The 21,950-nt window shown below is 66.6% G+C and carries 19 protein-coding genes; 10 read left to right on the forward strand and 9 right to left on the reverse strand.

Annotated features, from left to right (window positions below; genetic code table 11):
- Positions 1-76 precede the first annotated feature (76 nt).
- Positions 77-3,118: a TonB-dependent receptor plug domain-containing protein gene (locus EWE75_RS12815; protein ID WP_130158071.1), complete on the reverse strand. Its 3,042-nt coding sequence runs from the start codon at positions 3,116-3,118 to the stop codon at positions 77-79.
- Positions 3,119-3,625: 507 nt separating this feature from the next.
- Between EWE75_RS12815 and EWE75_RS12820 the strand changes: the two genes are divergently transcribed.
- A complete protein-coding gene (locus tag EWE75_RS12820; protein WP_282432693.1) occupies positions 3,626-4,162 on the forward strand; it encodes a gluconokinase in 537 nt (178 codons plus the stop codon).
- Position 4,163: 1 nt separating this feature from the next.
- On the opposite strand, the gene EWE75_RS12825 is transcribed toward EWE75_RS12820, so the two are convergent.
- Positions 4,164-4,841 carry a FadR/GntR family transcriptional regulator gene (locus EWE75_RS12825; protein WP_130158073.1) on the reverse strand — a complete coding sequence of 226 codons (678 nt, stop codon included), beginning with the start codon at positions 4,839-4,841 and terminating at the stop codon, positions 4,164-4,166.
- Between the two features lie 291 nt (positions 4,842-5,132).
- On the opposite strand from EWE75_RS12825, the gene EWE75_RS12830 reads away from it, so the two are divergent.
- Complete coding sequence (locus EWE75_RS12830; RefSeq protein ID WP_231708341.1) at positions 5,133-5,402, forward strand: helix-turn-helix domain-containing protein; 270 nt, start codon at positions 5,133-5,135, stop codon at positions 5,400-5,402.
- Positions 5,403-5,456: 54 nt separating this feature from the next.
- Here the strand turns inward: EWE75_RS12830 and EWE75_RS12835 are convergent, their stop codons facing one another.
- The gene (locus EWE75_RS12835; protein ID WP_130158075.1) at positions 5,457-5,864 is read right to left on the reverse strand and encodes a DUF3597 family protein; all 408 of its coding nucleotides are present in this window, start codon (positions 5,862-5,864) and stop codon (positions 5,457-5,459) included.
- A 153-nt stretch (positions 5,865-6,017) separates the two neighbouring features.
- Between EWE75_RS12835 and EWE75_RS12840 the strand changes: the two genes are divergently transcribed.
- Positions 6,018-6,605, forward strand: coding sequence for a DUF4142 domain-containing protein (locus tag EWE75_RS12840; protein ID WP_130158077.1), 588 nt, complete (start codon positions 6,018-6,020; stop codon positions 6,603-6,605).
- A gap of 48 nt (positions 6,606-6,653) precedes the next feature.
- On the opposite strand, the gene EWE75_RS12845 is transcribed toward EWE75_RS12840, so the two are convergent.
- A complete protein-coding gene (locus EWE75_RS12845) occupies positions 6,654-7,115 on the reverse strand; it encodes a DUF3606 domain-containing protein (protein ID WP_130158079.1) in 462 nt (153 codons plus the stop codon).
- Between the two features lie 225 nt (positions 7,116-7,340).
- Between EWE75_RS12845 and EWE75_RS12850 the strand changes: the two genes are divergently transcribed.
- The 6 genes from EWE75_RS12850 (at position 7,341) to EWE75_RS12875 (ending at position 15,407) form a co-directional block, all read left to right on the forward strand.
- Positions 7,341-8,000, forward strand: coding sequence for a helix-turn-helix domain-containing protein (locus tag EWE75_RS12850; RefSeq protein WP_231708337.1), 660 nt, complete (start codon positions 7,341-7,343; stop codon positions 7,998-8,000).
- A gap of 56 nt (positions 8,001-8,056) precedes the next feature.
- Complete coding sequence (locus EWE75_RS12855; RefSeq protein ID WP_130158083.1) at positions 8,057-8,671, forward strand: TetR/AcrR family transcriptional regulator; 615 nt, start codon at positions 8,057-8,059, stop codon at positions 8,669-8,671.
- 309 nt (positions 8,672-8,980) lie between these two features.
- The gene (locus EWE75_RS12860; protein ID WP_130158085.1) at positions 8,981-9,376 is read left to right on the forward strand and encodes a hypothetical protein; all 396 of its coding nucleotides are present in this window, start codon (positions 8,981-8,983) and stop codon (positions 9,374-9,376) included.
- Entirely contained in the window at positions 9,373-10,635 is a 1,263-nt protein-coding gene (locus tag EWE75_RS12865; protein ID WP_130158087.1) for an efflux RND transporter periplasmic adaptor subunit, read from the forward strand. Before EWE75_RS12860 ends, EWE75_RS12865 begins: the two co-directional genes overlap by 4 nt.
- A gap of 137 nt (positions 10,636-10,772) precedes the next feature.
- Positions 10,773-13,952 carry an efflux RND transporter permease subunit gene (locus EWE75_RS12870; protein ID WP_130158089.1) on the forward strand — a complete coding sequence of 1,060 codons (3,180 nt, stop codon included), beginning with the start codon at positions 10,773-10,775 and terminating at the stop codon, positions 13,950-13,952.
- A 12-nt stretch (positions 13,953-13,964) separates the two neighbouring features.
- The gene (locus EWE75_RS12875) at positions 13,965-15,407 is read left to right on the forward strand and encodes an efflux transporter outer membrane subunit (protein ID WP_130158091.1); all 1,443 of its coding nucleotides are present in this window, start codon (positions 13,965-13,967) and stop codon (positions 15,405-15,407) included.
- A gap of 107 nt (positions 15,408-15,514) precedes the next feature.
- Here the strand turns inward: EWE75_RS12875 and EWE75_RS12880 are convergent, their stop codons facing one another.
- The gene (locus tag EWE75_RS12880; protein WP_130158093.1) at positions 15,515-16,528 is read right to left on the reverse strand and encodes a polyprenyl synthetase family protein; all 1,014 of its coding nucleotides are present in this window, start codon (positions 16,526-16,528) and stop codon (positions 15,515-15,517) included.
- A gap of 106 nt (positions 16,529-16,634) precedes the next feature.
- Here EWE75_RS12880 and EWE75_RS12885 point away from each other — a divergent pair, with 106 nt between their 5' ends.
- On the forward strand, positions 16,635-16,919 hold the full coding sequence (locus EWE75_RS12885; protein ID WP_130158095.1) for a chorismate mutase: 285 nt from the start codon (positions 16,635-16,637) through the stop codon (positions 16,917-16,919).
- Positions 16,920-16,925: 6 nt separating this feature from the next.
- On the opposite strand, the gene EWE75_RS25080 is transcribed toward EWE75_RS12885, so the two are convergent.
- From EWE75_RS25080 to cobT, 4 genes are all read right to left on the reverse strand, one after another.
- Positions 16,926-17,072, reverse strand: a complete 147-nt coding sequence (locus EWE75_RS25080; protein WP_165388373.1) for a hypothetical protein — start codon at positions 17,070-17,072, stop codon at positions 16,926-16,928.
- A gap of 139 nt (positions 17,073-17,211) precedes the next feature.
- Positions 17,212-19,743: a TonB-dependent receptor gene (locus EWE75_RS12890; protein ID WP_231708338.1), complete on the reverse strand. Its 2,532-nt coding sequence runs from the start codon at positions 19,741-19,743 to the stop codon at positions 17,212-17,214.
- Between the two features lie 57 nt (positions 19,744-19,800).
- Complete coding sequence (locus tag EWE75_RS12895; RefSeq protein WP_130158097.1) at positions 19,801-20,073, reverse strand: ribbon-helix-helix domain-containing protein; 273 nt, start codon at positions 20,071-20,073, stop codon at positions 19,801-19,803.
- Between the two features lie 4 nt (positions 20,074-20,077).
- Positions 20,078-21,910: a cobaltochelatase subunit CobT gene (cobT, locus tag EWE75_RS12900; RefSeq protein WP_130158099.1), complete on the reverse strand. Its 1,833-nt coding sequence runs from the start codon at positions 21,908-21,910 to the stop codon at positions 20,078-20,080.
- Positions 21,911-21,950: the final 40 nt, after the last annotated feature.

Raw genomic sequence — 21,950 nt, forward strand, 5'->3', positions numbered from 1 at the left:
TGAAAAAAGATGTCCCGGCCAATCGACCGGGACGAGGGGGCGCCCGGCCACCGGCCGGGGCTAGGGGAGGACAATCCTAGAAATTGAAGCGCGCGCCAACCCGGAACAGCCGGCCGAGCGTATCGTACAGGCCCTGGTTGACGTCGATGCCGGTGTTGGTCTGCGGCGACGGCGCCGGATCATGATCGAGCAGATTGTCGACCTTGAAATAGACGTTGAGCTTCTGGGTGACGTTGAACGACCCGCCGAGATCGAGATAGAAAGCGCCGGGCATGGTGTTGTTGTCGATCGTCGGGTGTTGCGTGGTCGAGACCGGGCAGTTGCCGGCGCTGCACACGACATATTCGTTGTTGTAGGCGCCGTCGCTGAACCAGCGCTGCTGCACCGACAGGCTGAACCGGTCGGTCGTCCAGTTTTCGGTTGCGAGCAGCTTCCAGTGCGGCGTGTTGCCTGCGTTGACCCCGGCGCTCTGCGTCGGGATCGTGCCGGGCACGCCCGAATCGGTGATGAAGTTCTTCACGTTGGTGGCGAGGCCGCGCAGCTCGAATCGGCCGGGCAGGCCGACATCGCCGAGGTTGAACTGATAGCTCGCCTCGATGTCGAAACCGTCGGTGAAGATCGAGGCGAGGTTGAACGCCTGGAGGTTGACGTACGGCGGGGTGCCGGCACCGGGGTTGAGGTTGAACGCGCCGCACAGCGAGGTGATGTTGTTGAGATAGCAGAGGTCCACCTCCTGCTGCGCGTTGAGCGTCGAGATCACGCCGTTCACCTTGATCCGGTAATAATCGAACGACGCGCTGAACCCCGGCAGCCAGTGCGGCCGCGACAATACGATGCCCGCCGTGGTGTTGCGCGCGATTTCGGGCTTCAGGGCGGTGTTGCCGATCGCGTTCTGCAGGATGGTCAGCGTCGCGGGAACGCCGTTCGGGCGGTTGGGATCGGAATTGGAGAAATTGGGTATGGTGGTGGTGATCGGCGCGGCGAACAGCTCCGAAAGATTGGGCGCGCGCACGTCGCGCGAGGTGACCGCGCGCAGGCGGACGCCGTCGATCGGCGTGTCCCAGGTGCCGCCGATCTTCCACGTATAGACCGTGCCCGACGTGCTGTAATTGGTCACGCGGCCGGCGACGTTGAGGTTGGCGCTGCCGAGCGTCTCGGATTTGAGGAACGGCAGGTTCACTTCGAGGAAGCCTTCGGCAACGTGATAGCTGCCGCGCCCGGCGTGGTAATTGCCGGCGTACCAGTTGGTGCCGGCGGTGTTCAGCACCGGATCGGCCGGATAGGCGCTGGTGTACGGGGTCTCGGTCGAGATGCCGTCGCCGATGCCGTTGCCATACGGATCGCCGATGACATGGTAGAATTCGTTGCGATATTCGGCACCCGCCGCGACCGAGACCGGCCCGGCCCACAGGCTCAGCGGCGAACCGCTGAAGCTGAAGTTGAACGCGTCCTGAGTCTGGCGGGTGTGCTGGTACGGCCCGTTGCCCGGCTCGATATATTCCAGCGCGGCGGCGCTCGGCGCCGCGCCGCCGATGATGTTGATCGGCACGCAGCCGTTCGCGCGCGCGATCGGGTCCGCGCAGACGATCTGCCCGCCGAGGCTGATCGCCTGGATCGCGGCATTGTAGCGCGGCGTCAGCGTGATGTTCTTGACGTGGATGTCGGTGATGTTCTCGCCATGCTCGTAGGAGACGTCATAGTTCCAGCGCGTGCCGAACACCTGCAGCTTGCCCGCCGCCCCGCCGACGAAGCGATATTGCTTGCGCGTCGGATAGACGGTGATGTTCTTCGGCAACTGGCCGTTGCTGCTCCCGAACTGGAAACTGGTGATGCCCGCAGTCCGACATGCATCCTGGATCGTGGTGGGCACGAACGGGTTCGAGCATTGTAGCGTCAGCCCGGATTTGGTCGCGCCGGGGTTGGGCTGGTTCATCGTATCGACCTGCGCGATGTTGACGGTCGCGTAGAGTTCGTTGTCGGGATCGATGTCGAAGCCGATCCGGCCGTAGCCGTTGTAGCGATCGAGCCGCGATTGCAGCGTCGTGCCGATGCCGACATTGCCCGACAGATCGCCGCCCTCGCAGAAGCCGCCTTGTGCGTAGCAGCCGGATACGAGGCCGAACGCCGGGTTACCCGGCAACGCTTTCGAGGGGACGCCGCCCGATCCATATTGGAACTGGAACGGCTTGCCGTTGACGTCGAACGCTGTGCCCTGCAGCGGCCCGCCCGTGATCAGCCCGTATTTGGTATATTGATACGCCTGCGCATGGTCGCGTACGAGATATTGCGGCGATCCGTCGGTCTTGATGTTGCGATTGAGGAAGGTGGTGGTGCGATACCAGTCGCGCCCGCCCGCGAGTTGCTCGCCGAACCCGCCGGCGGGAACGCCGTCCTCATGATCATATTCGCCGCTGACTTCGACATGCAGGCGATCGTTGAAGAAGGCGCGGCCCGCCGCCGCCTGGAACAGCACCTGCTTGTTGTCGCCATAGGTGGTGATGCCGCCCTGGAGATTGGCCTTGAACCCCTCGAAACGCTTGTCGGTGATGAAGTTGACGACACCGCCGACCGCGTCCGAGCCGTAAGATGCCGAGGCGCCGCCGGTCACCACGTCGACTCGCTTGATGAGCAATTGCGGGAACAGGCTGATGTCGGGCACGCCGGTCACGTTCGCGCCGACCACGCGCTGGCCGTCGAGCAGGGTGAGCGTGCGGATCGTGCCGAGACCGCGCAGCGAGAACGAGCTGAGGCCCTGCTGGCCGCTCGAGGTGCTGTTGGTGCCGGTGGTGACGCCGCTCGACCCTTGCAGCGAAGGCAATTGCGCGATGGTGGTGAAGACGTTGGGTTCGGCGTTGCGCGCGATGTCAGCGGCACCGATCGTCTGGGTCGGGGTGGGGGCGGTAAAGCCGCCGGTGGTGATGCGCGATCCGGTGACGACGATGTCCTGCTCGGCCGCTTGGGGCGCGTCGGCGGGCAGGGTCGCCGGTGGCGCGGTCTGCGCGGCGGCGGGGCTGGCGATCGCCACCGCGATCAGCGAGGCGAGGCTCGCGGTGAGCAGCGTCGTGCGGGCGCGGCGGGGAAGGGCGTTGTGGTCGTCTTCCGAAATCGTGTTGGCCATGATGATCCTCACCTGTTTTATTGTCGTTTCTTGAAAGCGTTCAGCCGGCGCGCACCGGCGCCGCGTAGAGTGCGTGGTGCGTCAGGATGAACAATGTGCTGCCGTCCTCGCCCCCGAAGACGAGTTGCAGCGGGCGTTCGGGCACATGGCATCGCTGCGGCCATCTGCGTCGATGGTAACGTTAACAGCGCGTGGCTCGGCTGGGCGCGTCGCGAAACGCGACGGCGGCGGCGCGGCCGCGAGAGCGGCTGGCGCGAGCAATCCGGTCGCTGCGGTCGCCAACAAGGCCGCTGTGTTCCGCACGGTGACGTCCTCCCGGCCAGCGCTTGTGCGCCTGGCCGATCGCTGGATACCGCGCCTGGTTTGCTGCGGCATCCGCGACCAAGGTCGTAGTTCCAGCGCGGGCGGCGCGGCGATACCTAGCGACTCGAAACCGCCCGGCGTCGGCGCCGTTCGGATCGGGAACCGAATTTGGAGCGGTCAGTCAGTCACAGCGGGATCGCGCCGATGGCGGTGATCGTCATGGGGGTCAGCGGCAGCGGCAAGTCGACGCTTGGCGCGCGGCTCGCCGAGGCGCTTGGCGCGGCCTTCATCGAGGGCGATGCGTTTCATGATGCGGCGGCGGTCGCCAAGATGCGTGCCGGCCACCCGCTCACCGATGCCGATCGCTGGCCGTGGCTCGACCGGCTTGGTGTGGCGATCGGTGCGGAACTGCACGCGAACGGTCTGGCGGTCGCGGCCTGTTCGGCGCTCAGGCGCTGCTACCGCGACCGGCTCGCGCGCGCGATCGATGGCCCGACGCGGTTCATCCTGCTCGACGGCAGCGCCGACGATCTACGCGAGCGGGTCGCGCACCGCGCCGGCCATTATATGCCGAGCAGCTTGCTCGACAGCCAGTTGGCGACGCTGGAACCGCCGCTGCCCGACGAAGCGGCGACGACGCTGGATGCGAGCGCGCCGCCGGACGCGCTCTGCCATGCCGCGTTGGCGTGGCTCAGGTACGACGCCGATGCCGTGCGCTATACCGGGGAAGCGAGCCGATAACCTAAGGCAGCAGCCGCTTCCGCCCTTCCGACAGATGCCAGCGCATCGCCAGCGCGGCGCCGTCGGCGTCCTGCGCGCGGATCGCGTCGACCAGCATCTCATGTTCGCGCAGCATCGCGCCGATCACTTCGGGCGGGCGTGAGCGGGAGATGTCGACGCCGGCGCGCATGATCCGCTCGACATCGGCGAACAACGCTTCGAACGCGATCAGGAAGGCCGGGTTGGCGGTCGCCAGCACGATGCGGCGGTGCAACTCCATGTCCTCGTCATGCGCGGGCGCGCTCGACAGGAGCGCGGTGCGGAGCGCGTGCATCGCCGCGTCGATGCCGGCCATCTCCTCCGCCGATCGCCGCGTCGCGGCGAGGCGTGATGCTTCCGCTTCCAGCACGAAGCGCACTTCATAGGTGCCGAACGTCGCCGACATGTGATCCATCGGCATGAAGGCGATCAGCCGGTCGGACGGACGGCCCTTCACGAAGGAGCCGGCGCCGCGCCGCGCCTCGGTGATGCCGTCCGCCGCGAGCCGGACCAGCGCCTCGCGCACGATCGTTCGCGACATGCCGAACATCTCCGCCAGTCGGGCTTCGGAGGGCAGGCGATCGCCGACGTCCAGCGCATCGCCGTTGATGATCTCGACGATCCCGGCATAGGCCCGGTCGGCTAGGCGCCCTTCGCTCATCATTGCTCTCCGCGCTGTCGCCTCCGGGTGGGCGACTTGCTTTAGATTAAGGGATTGTCGGCCGGGATCAAACGTCGTTTAGGTGTGGCATCTGTACGACAGCATTTGGCCTCTGCGACATAAAAAATCACGCAATATCCGAATATCGGCAATGACGGCTTGAATCTGTCCAACCAATTCGCATAGCATCGCGGTGCGGAGACTCACCACGGGCACCGCGCGCATGGCGCTATCCGGCAGGCGAACGAGCTGCCGGGCAATGCCATAATGGGGAGAGGCTGTGTGAAGATGATGAGGCAGCAACCACTGGCAACCGGCACCGCCCCGGCGACCGATCCAGCGGCGCCGTTCGCCCGGCTCACGCCGACGCAGCGCAAGGTGCTGGGCGGGGTCTATAGCGGGCAGCTCAACAAGCAGATCGCGTTCGATCTCGGCATCGCTGAGGCGACCGTGAAGGCCCACATGACCGCGTTGATGCGCAAGCTCGATGTGCGCAACCGCACCCAATTGGCGGTGACGGCGCAGGCGCTCGGCTGGAGCGAGAGCGCGCTGACGCACTGATCTCGCGAGAGGTCTGAGGACGGGCGGAACCGCTGCGGCCCCGCCCGCATGAGGTCAGCCGCGCAGGCTGTCCGGCACGACGCCGCCGTTTTCGGCGAGCTTCGCCATCACCGCTTTGTGGAGTGCGATATTCTGCTCCGCGCTGCCGTCCGCGCCGGCATGGACGTTCAGTTCGTCCGCAAGTTGCTTGCGCGCGTCGAGGCTCGAATCGAGATCGAGCAGCTTGAGCAGATCGACGATCGACGACTGGTAGTTACCGCCGCCGTTCTTCATCGACGCCATTTCCGAGAGCACCGCGCCGACATCGACCGCCTGTGCGGGCGCTGCCTGGGCGGCGGGGGCGGCGCTCGGCGCAGGCGCGGCGGCTGGTGTCTGGGCGGGGGCAGGCGCAGCGTTCGCCGCTGCCGGGGCTGCGCTCTTGTGACCGAAAATCTTGCCCATGATGCTGCCGAAGATGCTCATGCGTGATGTTCCTCCATGTCGCCGCTAACCGGCTCCTGGACGATGGAACGAAAGGCGCCGTGCAAAGGTCCGTAACGATCGCCACACGGAACACCCGCCGGGGCGAGCCGTTGGGGAGACGCGCGCGCAGCGCGCTCAACAGGAGAGACTTGTATGAAGATCAAGAGCTTGACGCTGCTTTCGGCAGCGACGCTCGCGCTGGCGGGCTGTGGCCAGAAGGCCGATACCACCAACGTCTCGACCAACACGACCACGGTTTCCGAAACCGATGTCGTCAACGGCACGGACACGATGAACGACACGGCGATGGCGCCGGCGGCGGGCCAGACCTTCGCGAACACTGCCGCGTCGAGCGACGCGTTCGAGATCGCCACGTCGAAGGCGGCGCTCGCCACCTCGACATCGGCATCGGTGAAAAAGTTCGCGCAGAAGATGATCGACGCGCACACCGAGTCGACCGCCAAGCTCAAGACCGTCACCGCCGGCCTCAGCCCGGCGATCACGCCCGATCCGGCGCTGACGGCGGACCAGCAGCAGAAGCTCGATGCGCTGACCAAGCTGACCGGCGCGGATTTCGACAAGGCGTATATCGACGCACAGACCGCCGGCCATCAGCAGACGCTTGACGCGCTGAAGGTCTATGCCACCGGCGGCGACGTGCCGGCGCTCAAGACCTTCGCGAGCGGGCTGGTGCCGACCGTGACCGCGCACCTCAACATGGCCAAGGGCCTGAAGGCGTAATCTCCGTGTCGCCTGCCTGCGTGGTCGCGGGCAGGCGACAGCGGGCGATCAATGGACGCTGGCGGCAGCGCGTTTGCTCGCCAGCGCGTTGGCGGCTTTCCGGTCGGAGCCAGCCTCGCGGATGATGGCCCGCGCGTCGGCCGCGCTGATCTTGTGCTTGCGCGCGAAATACGTGACCTCATAGGGCTGGCCCGCCGCCACCCGGCGGCGATCCGCCGCACCGCGCTTGCGCGTGTCGTCGGCCTTGGCCCGCTTCGTTTTTGGGCTGGCTTTTGGGCTCGCTTTTGCGCTCGCCCTGCGACGGGCGAACACCACGCCGCCGATCGCCGCGACGGCGCTCACCCCGATCGCGGCACCGATGCCGATGACCGTGGTCGAAAGGCCGAGACCGGCGCTTTCGGTTTTATCCGTCGCGGCCGTGCGCGGCTCGGCGTCCGACACCGCGATCGGCGCGGGGTGGAGCGGGTAGGGCGAGGTGGCGGCTTGGGGGATCGGCGGCTGATGCGTCATGGCAAAACTCCCTTCATGGCGGCTGTTCAACACGTAACCCGCCATCATGGTTGCAGGGGGCGTTCGGCCTCATCTACGGGCGCATCTACCGACGCTGCCGCCGACAACGCTGTTGCGCATCGCTGGCAATGGCGCGATTGGAGCAAGGACGAGCCGCTACGATGTTCCTGGACAGAGCGGTTCCCGGCTCGCCCCGCGCGAGCCGACAGTCATGGAGTATGCGACGTGCCAAAGTTGGTGAACGATATCGAGACAGCCGCCGCCGAGATCGAGGAACTGCGCACCGTATCCAGCGCGCCGACCACGGAAGCGCGCACGCTGGAGCGCGCGCTTGGCACGCAGATCCGCTTGCTGCGTCGCCGGCAGGATCTCTCGGTGTCCGATCTGGCGACGGCTGCGAGCATCTCGCTCGGCATGTTGTCGAAGATCGAGAATGGTCAGATCTCGCCCTCGTTGACGACGGTGCAGTCGCTTGCCAACGCTTTGTCGGTGCCGATCTCGTCGCTGTTCGAAAGTGTCGAGGAACGGCAGGACTGCTCGTTCGTGCCGGCCGGGCGCGGCGTCCATATCGAGCGGCGCGGCACCAAGGCGGGGCATAATTACCAGTTGCTCGGCCATCTCTCGCGCGGCGATGTCGTCGTCGAGCCGTATCTCATCACGCTCGACGAGCGCGCGACGCCGCACACCAGCTTCAGCCATTCGGGGGTGGAACTGATCCACATGCTCGAAGGCGATCTGAAATACCGCCACGGCAGCGAGACCTTCCACCTCAAGCCCGGCGACACGATGATGTTCGATTCGGGCGCGCAGCATGGGCCGGAAGAACTGGTGCAACTGCCGATGCGCTACCTGTCGATCATCATCTACCCGCGCAACCATAGCTGACGCAGCCCCGGCTGCGCCTAGACTCTGCGGGCGCCCGTACCTATATACCGATCGGTATGGAACAGGTTGACACGATTGCGCCCACGAAAGGGCGGCCGCGCGAGTTCGATCTCGACACCGCGCTCGCCGCTGCGCTGCGCGTGTTCTGGCAGAACGGCTATGAGAGCGCGTCGATGTCGGAACTGACTGCGGCGATGGGCATCACCAAGCCGAGCCTCTACGCCGCGTTCGGCAACAAGGAGCAGTTGTTCCACAAGGCGCTCGACCTCTACGAACGCGACAAGCTCGCCTATACCGAAATGGCGCTGGCCGCGCCGACCGCGCGCGGCGTCGCCGAGCGGTTCCTGCGCGGCGCACTCGAGATGCAGACGAGCTCGTGCGACCCCAAGGGCTGCATGGCGATCATGAGCGTGATCTCCTGTGGCGCCGAGGCCGAATCGATCCGCAATGATGTGATCGCGCGGCGCGCCTCGTCCGAGGCGGCGCTGGTGGCACGCTTCCAGCGCGCGAAGGATGAGGGCGAGTTTCCCGAGGGACTCGAGCCGTGTGCGCTGGCGCGCTTCCTGTATGCGATCATGCAGGGCCTGTCGGTGCAAGCCGGTGCGGGGACGTGCTGCGCCGATCTGACTCAGCTCGTCGAGACCAGCCTTCTGGTCTGGCCGACGAAATAATTTACCTGCCGGTATAGAATGCTGTTGACGCGGTGCAGCACCCCATTATATACCGACTGGTATTGAAGCTAGGTCGGTACGTCAGCCTGGCATCGTGGCGAAGGAAACCGCCGATGATTAGACCGACCTCCTGATTTCCGGCGGCCGCAGTTGTGCGGTCGCCTACACACACATTCCGTATCGTAGATGTGGTGGGGCGAGAGATCGCCTTTCCACGCCGCCCGAATCTTGCCCAAACTGCCGGTCCTACCGCGTCGCAGGAGTGCGTGCGCGTGGCCGTTGGCGCGTGGCTGTCCAAGGGGACGTATGATGGCTTACCTCGATCTCGAACATCCGTTCGCAGCGCCTGCCGCCAGCCGCGACACCGCGAAAACCGCCGATACCGGACCGAGCTTCTCCGCGCTCGAATGGAGCGTCATCGCGGTCGCGCGGCGCGACCGGATCAGCAGTCTCGACGAACCCGGCGCGATTTCGCGCGCGTTCGGCGGTCTGTTCGGCTTCGGCAAGGCTTCGCGCCTCGCCGAGCCGAAGCTGGAAACGCTGCGCCGGCTCGCGGTGCATGCCTGGCGGCGTGGCTATGCGCTGCCCGCGTCCGAAGTGACCGGCTTCCTGAAGGCGGGCTTCACGATGGCGCAGGCCGAGCTGCTGGTGGCGAGTGTCACCGGCGGCACGATGGGTTCGCTCGCGTGGAAGATCGCGGCATGAACATGGAAACCCCGATCACGGTTGCGGGTTCGACGCCCGTGACCCGCCGATGGTCGCATATGCCGGGCTGGCAGCGTGGCGCGGCGATCCTGCTGCCGCTCGCGGTGGTGGGCTATGCCGGCGCGAAGCTCGCCACACCCGCGCCGACCGTGGCGGCGATGCCGCCCGCCTCGGTGACGGTGGCGACGCCGCTGGTCCGCGACGTCAACGAATGGGACGATTACATCGGCCGCTTCGCCGCCAGCCGCACGGTCGAAATCCGGCCGCGTATCAACGGCGAGATCACGGGTGTTCATTTCCGTGATGGTGATAGCGTTACCAAAGGCCAACTCCTGTTCACGATCGATGCGAGACCGTTCGCGGCGCAGCTTGCCGAGGCCAAAGCCAACGTCGCCAGCGCGGCGAGTGCGCTGGCGCTGGCCAAGTCCGATCTTGGCCGTGCGACACGGCTGGTCGATGACGAGGCGGTGTCGGCGGGCGAAGTCGATTCGCTGCGCGCCAAGGTTCAGGCCGCAAGCGCTGCACTGGCGGCGGCGCAGGCGCGGGTTCGCGCCCGTGCGCTCGATGTCGAATTCACCCAGGTTCGCGCGCCGATCGGCGGGCGAATCTCGGACCGCCGCGTCGATCCGGGCAATCAGGTCGCGGGCGGCGAGGGGACGGGCGGCACCGTGCTGACCACGATCAACGCGCTCGACCCGATCTACTTCGAGTTCGACGGGTCCGAGGCGTTGTATCTCAAGACCCAGCGCAACCGCCAGCCGGGGGCCGCGCCGGCGCCGGTCGAGATCCAGTTGCAGGACGAGGGCGAGCATCGCTGGAAGGGCAAGCTCGACTTCACCGACAATGCGCTCGACCAGCGTTCGGGCACGATTCGCGGCCGTGCGGTGCTCGACAATCCCAAGTCTTTCCTCACCCCCGGCATGTTCGGCAACATGCGGCTCGCCAACGGCGGCACCACGCGCGCTTTGCTCGTGCCCGATGCGGCGGTGCAGACCGATCAGGCGCGCAAGATCGTGCTGACGGTCGACAAGCAGGATCAGGTCACCGCCAAGCCGGTCGTGCTCGGCCCGGTCGTCAACGGGTTGCGCGTCGTGCGCTCCGGCCTCGCGCCGACCGACCGCGTCGTCATCACCGGCGTGCAGATGGCGATACCGGGCACCAAGGTCGCGCCGCATCTCGGCAAGATCGCGCCTGAAGCGCAGGCGGCGGCTGCGCCTGTGACCGCGCCGCTCGCCGGTGAGGCGACTTTCGGGCGGTAACGCGCCCGAACACCTGAACACACCACACCGTTCGGCCCGAGCGACGTCGGGGGACATGCGCCCGGCGCGGCGCCTCGACGTCGCTCGGCGCGAACGGATGAAGACATTTCTCCTCCTCTTCGGAAGGACGAACACTCATGCGCCTCTCGCGCTTCTTCATCACGCGGCCGATCTTCGCCGCAGTGATCGCTGTCGTCATCACGCTTGTCGGGGCGATCGCCTATGTCGGCCTGCCGGTGTCGCAATATCCCGATATCGTCCCGCCGACCGTCACGGTCTCGGCGGTCTATCCCGGCGCCAACGCCGAGACCGTCGCGGAGACGGTCGCCACGCCGATCGAGCAGGAGATCAACGGCGTCGACAACATGCTGTACCAGTCGTCGCAATCGACCGGCGACGGCAAGCTGACGATCACCGTCACGTTCAAGATCGGCACCAATCTCGATGCGGCGCAGGTGCTGGTGCAGAACCGTGTCGCCATCGCGGTGCCGCGCTTGCCCGAAGACGTGCAGCGGCTCGGTGTCGTCACGCGGAAAACCTCGCCCGACTTCCTGATGGTCGTCAATTTGATCTCGCCCGACAATTCGCTCGATCGCGGTTACGTGTCGAACTACGCGCTCACGCAGATCCGTGACCGGCTGACTCGCATCGACGGCGTCGGCGACGTGCAATTGTTCGGCAACCGCGACTATTCGATGCGCGTCTGGATCGATCCGGGCCGTGCCGCCGCGCTCAATCTGACCGCCGGCGAGATCGTCGCTGCTTTGCGCGCGCAGAACGTGCAGGTCGCCGCCGGTACGCTCGGCCAGCCGCCCTATTCGCAGGGTGACGCTTACCAGCTCAACGTCGAGACGCAGGGCCGGCTGACCGATCCCAAGCAGTTCGCCGATGTCGTCATCCGCACCGATGCCGATGGCCGTCAGGTGCGCGTGTCCGATGTCGCGCGTGTCGAACTCGGCGCGCAGGATTACGGCTCGAACACCTATATGAGCGGCAAGCCGACGGTCATCCTCGCGGTGTTCCAGCGGCCCGGCTCGAACGCGCTCGCCGCCGCGCAGGCCGTCACCGCGACGATGGACGACGCGCAGAAGCACTTTCCCAAGGGCCTCGCCTACCGCGTGATCTATAACCCGACCGAGTTCATCTCGCAGTCGATCGACGCGGTGAAGCACACGCTGATCGAGGCGATCATCCTCGTCGTCATCGTCATCCTCGTATTCCTGCAGAAATGGCGCGCCGCGATCATCCCGGTGGTGGCGATCCCCGTCTCGCTGATCGGCACCTTCGCGGTGCTGGCGGCGATGGGCTATTCGCTCAACAATCTGTCGCTGTTCGGGCTGGTGCTGGCGATCGGCATCGTCGTCGACGATGCGATCGTCGTGGTCGAGAATGTCGAGCGCAACCTCGAACACGGGCTGTCGCCGCTGGAGGCGGCGCGGGTGTCGATGGACGAGGTTTCGGGTGCGCTCGTCGCGATCGTGCTGGTGCTGGTCGCGGTGTTCGTGCCGACGGTATTCCTGACCGGCCTGTCGGGCGCGTTCTACCGCCAGTTCGCGGTGACGATCACGACCGCGACGATCATCTCGCTGATCCTGTCGCTGACGCTGTCGCCCGCACTTGCCGCGCTGCTGCTCAAGCCGAACGAGACCCGGCAGCAAGGCCGCATCGGGCGGGCGGTGACGCGCGCCGGGGACGCCTTTAACCGGGGCTTCGAGCGGCTGAGCAATGGCTATGCGAAGCTGACGCTGCGGCTGGTGCAGGCGCCGCGCAAGATGATGCTCGCCTATGCCGGCATGATCGCGCTGACCGTGGGGGTGTTCTGGGCGACGCCGACCGGGTTCATCCCGGCGCAGGACCAGGGCTACTTCCTGACGGTCATCCAGTTGCCGCCCGGCTCGTCGGTCGATCGCACCGACAAGGTGATGCAGAAAGTTGCCGCGCGCATCCTGCCGCTCGCGGGCGTCAAGGGCGCGGTGATGCTCGCCGGGTTCGACGGCCCCTCGCAAACGCTCGCCCCGAATGCCGCCGCCGCCTATATCCCGCTCAAGAGCTTCGAGGAGCGCGCCAAGCTCGGCGTGACGCTCGGCAGCATCATGGCGGAGGCGGGCAAGGCGACCGCCGACATCAACGAGGCGCGGCTGCTGATCGTGCCGCCGCCGCTGATCCAGGGTATCGGCTCGGCCGGCGGCTATCGCATCATGGTCAAGGATCAGGAGGCGCGGGGTTACACCCAGCTTGCCGGTGCCGCCTATGGGCTGATCGGCAAGGCCAACCAGACCAAGGGCCTCAAGCAGATCTACACCTTCTTCGAAACCTCGACGCCGCGCATCTTCGCCGATGTCGATCGCGCCAAGGCCAATATGCTCGGCGTGCCGCCCGAGCGCGTGTTCGAAGCGTTGCAGGTCTATCTTGGCTCGGCCTTCGTCAACGACTTCAACCTGCTCGGGCGCACCTACCGCGTCACCGCGCAGGCCGACGCGCCGTTCCGCCGCACGCCCGCCGATATCGCCAACCTCAAGACGCGGTCGAACTCGGGGCAGATGGTGCCGGTCGGATCGGTCTCGACCTTCGAGGACAAGACCGGGCCGTACCGCGTGACGCGCTACAACCTCGCGCCGGCCGTGGAGGTGGATGGCGACACCGCGCCGGGCTTCTCCTCGGGCCAGTCGCTGGTGACGATGCAGAAGCTCGCCGACGATACGCTCCCCAAGGGCTATTCGACCGAATGGACCGGCATCGCCTATCAACAGCAGGCGGCGGGCAGCACGGCGGGTATCGTCTTCGGCATGGCGGTGGTGTTCGTCTTCCTCGTGCTGGCGGCGCAATATGAAAGCGTGACGCTGCCGCTCGCGATCGTGCTGATCGTGCCGATGTGCCTGCTCGCGGCGATGATCGGCGTGAACCTGCGCGGCATGGACAACAACGTCCTCACCCAGATCGGCCTTGTCGTGCTGATCGCGCTGGCGGCGAAGAATGCGATCCTCGTGGTCGAGTTCGCCAAGCAGGCGGAGGAACAGCAAGGCCTCACCCCGATCGAGGCGGCGGTGCAGGCGGCGCGGACGCGGTTGCGGCCGATCCTGATGACCTCGTTCGCGTTCATCCTCGGCGCGGTGCCGCTGGTGACGGCGAGCGGCGCCGGCTCGGAGCTTCGGCAAGCCCTTGGTACGGCGGTGTTCTTCGGGATGATCGGGGTGACGGCGTTCGGCCTGATCTTCACGCCGACCTTCTACGTGGTGTGCCGGGCGCTGGCTATGCGCCTCGCCCGCCGCCGGCCCACGCCTGAGCCAAACCATCCCCAGCTTCATCCCGCCGAATAGGAGCGGACTGCCATGAAGAAGACCCTGTTAGCCACGATCTCGGCGCTGGCGCTCTCCGCCTGCGCGGTTGGCCCGAACTATGTCGCGCCGGTGCCCACGCCCAAGGCGGTCGGCGGCTTCGCCGGCGCCGCCAATTCGGCGGTCGCCGCGACCGCGCCCGATGATCTTTGGTGGAAGCTTTACAACGATCCGGTACTCGACCGGCTGGTCGGCGATGCGCTCGCCGCCAACACCGATATCCGCGTCGCGGTGGCGCGGCTCGACGCGGCGCGGGCCTCGCTGAAGGGCGCGCGCAACGATCGGCTGCCGCAGACCGCGTTGAGCGCGCAGCCGGGCTATGGCCGCCTGCCGGCGCTGCAAAGCGGGACGGGCGGTGCGCGTGAGACCGAGCAGATCGCGCTGGGGCTGGACGTGTCCTACGAACTCGATCTTGCCGGGCGCGTGCGCCGCAATATCGAGGCGGCGCGGGGCGATGTCAGCGCGGCGGCGGCGGATGCCGATGCGGTTCGCGTTGCCATCGTCGCGCAGACGATCCTCGCCTATGTCGATGCCGCCGGCGCGGCCGAGCGGCTCGCGGTGGCGAAGCGCGTTGTCGATCTGCTCGACACATCGGTGCGGTTGACCGGCAAGCGTTTCGACGCGGGCCGCGCCGAGAAGCTCGACGTGATCCGCATCCAGACGCTGCGCGACCAGCGCGCCGCTTTGGTGCCCGAAATCGCGGGCGAGCGACAATCCGCGCTGTTCCGGCTGGCGACGCTGACCGGGCATACGCCGCAGGAACTGCCGGTGGATGCGGGGCTCCGTGCCGATCCACCTCGGCTCGATCAGCCGATCCCGGTCGGTGATGGCCAGACCTTGCTCGCGCGGCGCCCGGACGTGCGCGCCGCCGAGCGCCGGCTGGCGGCGGCGACCGCGCGGATCGGCGTGGCGACGGCGGACCTCTATCCACGCATCACGCTCGGCGGTTCGGTCGGTTCGACCGGCACCAGCTTCAGCGACATCTTCGGCGGCGGGCCGTTCCGCTGGCTGGTCGGCTCGCTGATCAACTGGTCGTTCCCCAACACCAGCGCCGCGCGCGCGCGGATCGCGGGGGCGGAAGCGAACAGCCGCGGCGCGCTCGCCAGCTTCGACGGCACGGTGTTGCAGGCGCTGGAGGAAACCGAGACGGCGCTGTCAACCTATGCGCGCGAGATCGACCGGCGACAGGCGCTGGTGGCGGCACGCGACGGGGCCGAGCGAGCGGCGAAGATCGCCCGCGCGCGGCAGCGCGAGGGCACGATCGACTTCCTCGCGGTGCTCGATACCGAACGGACTTTCGCCGATGCCGACGCCGATCTGGCGAGCGCGGACGTGCGGATCGCCGACGCGCAGGTCGATCTGTTCCGCTCATTGGGCGGCGGCTGGGGTGCGCCGGTGGTCGCGAAGGCGGCGGGTTGGGAGCGGGCGGGGCGGTAGAAGCCTATCGTGTTTTCCCGCGAAAGCGGGAATCCAGAGCCAAGCAAAACAACAATGTGCGGCTCTTGGGACTCTGGACTCCCGCTTTCGCGGGAGAACAGAGGACTTTAAAACGCCCGCGCGATCGCGAAGTCGACCGCTTCGACCATCGCGTCCTTGGCCTTGCCGTTGGGGAAGATTGCGAGCGCGTCGATTGCGCGCTGGCCGTAGTGGCGGGCGCGGGCGAGCGTGTCGTCGATCGCGCGGGTGGCGCGGACCAGGTCCAGCGCGTGCGCGAAATCCGCGTCGCTGGCGCGGTGGCCCTCGATCGCGGCCTTCCAGAACGTGCGGTCCTCGGCATTGCCGCGCGCATAAGCGAGGATGACGGGCAGGGTGGCCTTGCCGTCGCGGAAATCGTCGCCGGCATCCTTGCCCATCGTGTCAGCGTCCGAAACATAATCGATCGCGTCATCGACGAGCTGGAACGCGACACCGAGGTTGCGGCCATAGGCGTCGAGTGCGGCTTCCTCGGCCTCGCTGCGCTCCGCCACCACCGCCGCGATTTTGCAGGCGGCGGCGAACAATGCGGCGGTCTTGGCGACGATGATGTCGAGGTAGCGTTCCTCGGGCGTGTCGATGCGCCGCGCGGCGGTGAGCTGGTTGACCTCGCCCTCGGCGATGATCGCGCTCGCGCTCGACAGGATCTTGAGCACCTTGAGGCTGCCGTCCTCGACCATCAGCTCGAACGAGCGGCTGAACAGGAAATCGCCGACCAGCACGCTCGCCGGATTGCCCCAGATCAGGTTGGCGGTGCGCTTGCCACGCCGCAGGTCGGAGCCGTCGACGACATCGTCGTGGAGCAATGTCGCGGTGTGGATGAACTCGACCGCCGCCGCCAGCCGGTGATGGCGCGAGCCGGTGTAGCCGAGCAGTTTCGCGCTCGCGAGCGTCAGCATCGGGCGCATCCGCTTGCCGCCGCCGGCGATCAGATGCCCGGCCAGCGTGGGAATCAACGGGATGTCGGACTGCATGCGATCGAGGATGACCGCGTTGACGAGGTTCATGTCCGCAGCGATCAGCGCAACCATCGGGTCGAGCGATGGGGCCGGGCGCTGGTCGAGGCGGTGGATCGTTGCGCTCATGGCCGGGCGATGTGGCGGGAGTGGCGCGCAAAGGCAAGCCCGCAATGGACTTGCGTACCGATCCTAGCCTGCGCAAAAGGCGCGCGATTGGCGGATGGAGGCCCTTATGAGCGACGGCACGCTGGCAGGATATCGCCAGAGCATCGACAATATCGACGCGGCATTGGTGTTCCTGCTCGCCGAGCGCTTCAAGGTGACTCAGGCGGTCGGCCGCCACAAGGCCACTACCGGGCTGCCGCCGGCCGATCCGGGGCGCGAGGAGGCGCAGATCGCGCGGTTGCGCGGCCTCGCCAAACAGGCCGATCTCGATCCCGATTTCAGCGAGAAATTCCTGCGCTTCATCATCGACGAGGTGATTCGCCACCATGAGCGCGTGCGCGACGCGGGGTAGCGCGGCTTAGCGGCAGAGCCATATCGCGCCGATGATGGCGGCCCAGAACGCGATGCCGAGCGGCAACGCGATCACGATGCCGGTCATCGCGCCGATCGCGGACGTGTCGGCACGGGCGCTGCGATTGTCTACGATGTTGCGCGAATGGAACATTCCGTCTCTCCTCGCACACCCGGTAGGGCGGCGTGTCCACGACGGAAATTCTGTACATGTACCTTACGGGTTTATGCGTATCCCGGCCCCGCCCCGGCAAGATGGCGCCTGCGCCCGCCGGGCGCAGGCGCCATCCGCATCAGAATTTCGCCGTCACCGTGCCGAACACCGTCCGGCCCGACGCGATCGAGGCGTAGTGCGATGCATAGGTCTGGGTGAAATAGACCTTGTCGGTGAGGTTCTGGACGTTGACGCTCACCTGCAGGTTGCGGCTGAGCTTGTATTGCGCGTTGAGATCGAACCGCCAGTAATCGGGGATGCCGCGTGACAGAACGGTGGCTGCCGGCGTGAACGTGACGACTCCGGCGGCGTTTTGCGTGTACTTCCGGTTATCGGCATAGCCGCCATATTGCCGCCCCATGTAGATCGCCGTGCCGCCGAACGAGAAGCGCTTGGTGAACTGATAGCTCGATGTCGCGGTGAAGCTGTTCTTCGCGGTCTGGGGCATTTGCTTGCCGGTGTTGACTGACGGCACCAGGAACGTCTTGGCGGTCTGTACCGTGGCGCCGTTCACTACCACGGCGGGGGCGGTGAGTGCGGTGGAGCCGCCGTCGATGATCTTGGGATCGAGATAGGTATAGCCACCGAACACCGACCATCCCGGCAGGATCTGCCCCGAAACCGAGAGTTCGACGCCGCGGATACGCGATTTCCCGATGAAGGCTACGGTGTTGCTGTCATCCAGCACGCGCGCGTTGGCGATGTCGGTCTGGAACACCGCGACACTCATGCCGAGCCGTTCGTGGAAAAGATTGGCCTTGGCGCCGACCTCGTAGGATTTGGTCTTCTGCGGCTTGAGCGCGTCGATCACGGTCGCGGGTGCGAAGGTGGTCGGCAGCGCATTGTCCTCGCGGCCTTCGCCGAGCAGCGAATTGGGCGGCGTCGCGGCGGTCGCGTAGCTGGCGTAGAGGCTGGTGTCCTTGGTCGGCTTGAACACCAGACCGGCCTGCCAGTTGAACAGTTCGTCCGTCCGGGTAAGGCGCTGCGCGGTCAGGCCGGCGGTGAACGGCAGCGTGACGGTCGATTTGAAGCGATCGTAGCGGGCGCCGAGGTTGAGGATCAGCGACGGCAGCAATGTGATCGAGTCGAAGCCGTAAACGGCGACGGTTTGCGCGTCGTTCTGCGTTTCGGTGTTGGATGCGCCCTTCACGATCGGCGTTTGCAGGTTCGAGGTGTCGCTGGTGTAATTGACCCACGGATCGTTCGGGTTGGGGGTGAACAGGCTGGTGCAATAATAGCGCGCCAGCGTCGTGCTGTCGCAGCGCGGTGTGATCGTCGATCCGGTCGCCTCGACGAAGGTGCCGCGCCGGGACTTCTCCCACGAGATTTCGGCGCCGGCGGCGAAGCTGTGCTCGATCGCGCCGGTGCTGAATTTGCCCGAGAGATCAAGCTGATCGACCAGCGCCTTGCTGTAGCCATAGCGCGTGTTGCCGCGCCGCCAGACATAGCCGCCGCCGCTCAGCGCGCCGCCGCCGGTGACCGGGTTGATCGTACCCGGCGCCGGGGTGATCGCGCCGGTGCTGCGGTTGAGCAGGCCGAACACGTTGCCTGTCGAATCGTCGGGCAGCAGGAAGATGTAGGATTGCGTGCTGTAATTGTAGCGCGCGGTGTTGCGCAGCGTGATGTCGCCGAAATCATGTTCGGCGCGGATCATCGCGGTCTGCGTCTTTGTGTCGCGGAAATCGCGATCCCTCAGGCCGTAGAAGGTCGAGCGATCGACGGTGCCGGTGCTGCCGTCGGCGAGCGTGATCTTGCCGATCGTCGGCGTGGTGAACACGTTGCCGGTGGGCGCGTTGCACACGCTCGTCGAGCAGGCGTAGAGATAGGGGATGCCGCTGTCGGGAAGCTCGTGGCTTTCCATCTGGTAATAGCTCGCGGTCAGCCGGGTCGGCGTGCCGAGGCCGATCGTCACCGACGGCGCGAAGCCCCAGCGGCGATTCCAGATCGCGTCGCGGCCGGCGACATCCTGATCGTGCCACATGCCTTCGAGGCGGAAGGCGATCGTGTCGGTGATTTTGAGGTTCACGTCGCCGGTGATGCGCTTGTAATCGGCATTGCCGTAGCTGGCGTTGAGTGACCCGAAATTCTCCGCCTTGGGCAGTTTGGTCATGATGTTGATCGTGCCGCCGGCGCTGCCGCGCCCGCCCAGCGTCGAGTCCGACCCGCGCACGATCTGCACCGAGTCGATCGCGAACACTTCTCGGCTCTGCGATGCGAGATCGCGCACGCCGTCGATATAGATGCTGCCCTGGCTGTCGAAGCCGCGGATGAAGGGGCGGTCGCCGATCGGGTTGCCGCCCTCGGCCGCGCCGAAGGTGATGCCGGGCACGGTGCGCAGCGCATCCTGCAGGCTGGCCGAGCCGGTCTGCTCGATCACTTCGCTCGGCAGGACCACGATCGACTTGGGCGTGTTGATCAGCGGTGCGACCTGCTTGGGATCACGCGGGCCGGTGTCACGCTGGCCGTTGACGATCACATCATTGCGGCTCTGGTCATCGGCGACGAGCGGAGCGGCGGTGGTGTCGGCGAAGGCCGGCACGGCCGCGAACGCGCCCACGCAGGACAGGGCAAGGAACGCAGGCTTGGCGGCGCGGCTGGTGTGACTCGGCAATGGTTATCCCCTTTTCGTTGCGGGGTCAGCTATTGCGAGTCACTCTCACTGTCAATGTTATTGAGAGTAAGTCTCACTGTCAGAGAACGATTTCGTGAATAACCAGCTTCGGATCGCGCTGGCGAGGTTGGGGGGATCGGCAGCGCCAATCCGCACCGCGTCGATCTCCGCGATCAACGCGCTGAGCGGCAGCGCGTGCGCGTGCGCCGCCTGTTCCAAAGCCTGCCAGAACACGGGTTCGAGGCTGATCGATGTGGGATGGCCGGCGATCGTTACCGATCGTTTGACTGGCCCGGTGAACCCGCCGGGCGGTGCGGCGATCCCGCTCACGCGGTCAGGGCGTGTCGAACAGCGCCGCGAGCTGCTCGATGATCGCGCCGCCAAGCTGCTCGGCATCCATGATCGTGACCGCGCGCGCATAATAGCGCGTCACGTCATGGCCGATGCCGATCGCGACGAGTTCGACCGGCGAGCGGTTCTCGATCCAGCCGATCACCTGGCGCAGATGCCGTTCGAGATAGCTGCCCGAATTGACGCTGAGCGTGGAGTCATCGACCGGCGCGCCGTCCGAGATCACCATCAGGATCTTGCGTTCTTCGTGCCGCGCGATCAGCCTTTGGTGCGCCCAGAGCAGCGCCTCGCCGTCGATATTCTCCTTAAGCAGCCCCTCGCGCATCATCAGCCCAAGGTTGGTCTTGGCGCGCCGCCACGGCTCGTCAGCCTGTTTGTAGACGATGTGGCGAATGTCGTTGAGCCGGCCGGGCTGGGTGGGGCGTCCGGCGGCGAGCCACGCCTCGCGGCTTTGCCCGCCCTTCCACGCGCGCGTGGTGAAGCCGAGGATCTCCGTCTTCACGCCGCACCGCTCCAGCGTGCGCGCGAGGATGTCGGCGCAGATCGCCGCGATCGAGATCGGCCGGCCGCGCATCGAGCCGCTATTGTCGATCAGCAAGGTGACGACCGTGTCGCGGAATTCGGTCTCGCGCTCGATCTTGTAGCTCAGCGACAGCATCGGATTGACGACGATCCGCGCCAGTCGCGCCGCATCGAGCAGGCCTTCCTCCTGATCGAAATCCCAGCTTCGGCTTTGCTGCGCCATCAGCCGGCGTTGCAGCCGGTTGGCGAGTTTGGTGACGGCGCCCTGCAAATGGACGAGTTGCTGGTCGAGATAGGCGCGCAGCCGCACCAGTTCGTCGGCGTCGCACAAATCGGTCGCGGCGATCACCTCGTCGAAGCGCGTCGTCCACGCCTTATATTCGAACTGCGGGGGGAAATCGGACATCGGGCGGTTGGGGCGGACCGGCAACATGCCGTCCTCGCCGTCGTCGCCGGGTTCGCCATCGCCGTCTTCGAACTGGTCGTCGTTGCGCTCGTCGCCATCGCCGTCCTGCTGATCGCTTTCGCTCTCGGAACCGCGCGCCTCGATCTCGCCCTGACCCTGCTCGGTATCGCCGTCGCCTTCGTCGGCGTCGTCGGTCTGCTCCTGCTCGTCAGCGCCTTCGTCTTCTTCGCCGCCCTCGTCGGTTTCCTCGGGGATGAGCTCGCCTTCGATGAGGTCGAGATCTTCGAGCAACCGGGTCGTCAACGTCGCGAACGCGCGCTGGTCGTCGATCGCGAGCGCCAGCGAATCGAGATCGGCGCCCGCCTTCTGCTCGATCCAGTCGCGCACCAGCGCCATCGCGGGCGCGGCGGCGGCGGGCGGCAGTGCGCCGGTGAGCCGCTCGCGCACGACCAGGCCGAGCGCGGTCGACAGCGGCACCTCGTCACGGTTGCGCGCGCGCGTGATCGGGTCGGAGCGCAGCCGCGCGTCGAGCGCCGTCGCGAGGTTGTCGGTGATACCGGCATAGCCGCGCGCGCCGAGCGCCTCGACCCGCGCGCTCTCGACCGCATCGAACACCGCCCGCGCGACCGCTTCGGCAGGGGCTTGTCGCGCGTGCAGCTTGATATCGTGATGCCGCAGCCGCAGCGCGAACCCGTCAGCGAACCCGCGCGCCTCGGCGACCTGATCGGCGGGCAGGTTGCGCGCGGGCATCGGCACCTTGACGTGCTTGCCCGACTGAACCGGCGCATCGGAGGTGAAGCCGAGCTCGATCTCCGGCTCCCGCGCGAGCGCGCGCGTTGCGCCGCCGAGCACGGTCTTGAAACGGTCGAGTGGGGTGTCGGTTGACATGATTATTCTCGTTCCAGCGCAGCGACGCACCACGCGCGCA

This window comes from Sphingomonas populi (assembly GCF_004208535.1).
In the GTDB taxonomy this organism is placed as follows: domain Bacteria; phylum Pseudomonadota; class Alphaproteobacteria; order Sphingomonadales; family Sphingomonadaceae; genus Sphingomonas; species Sphingomonas populi.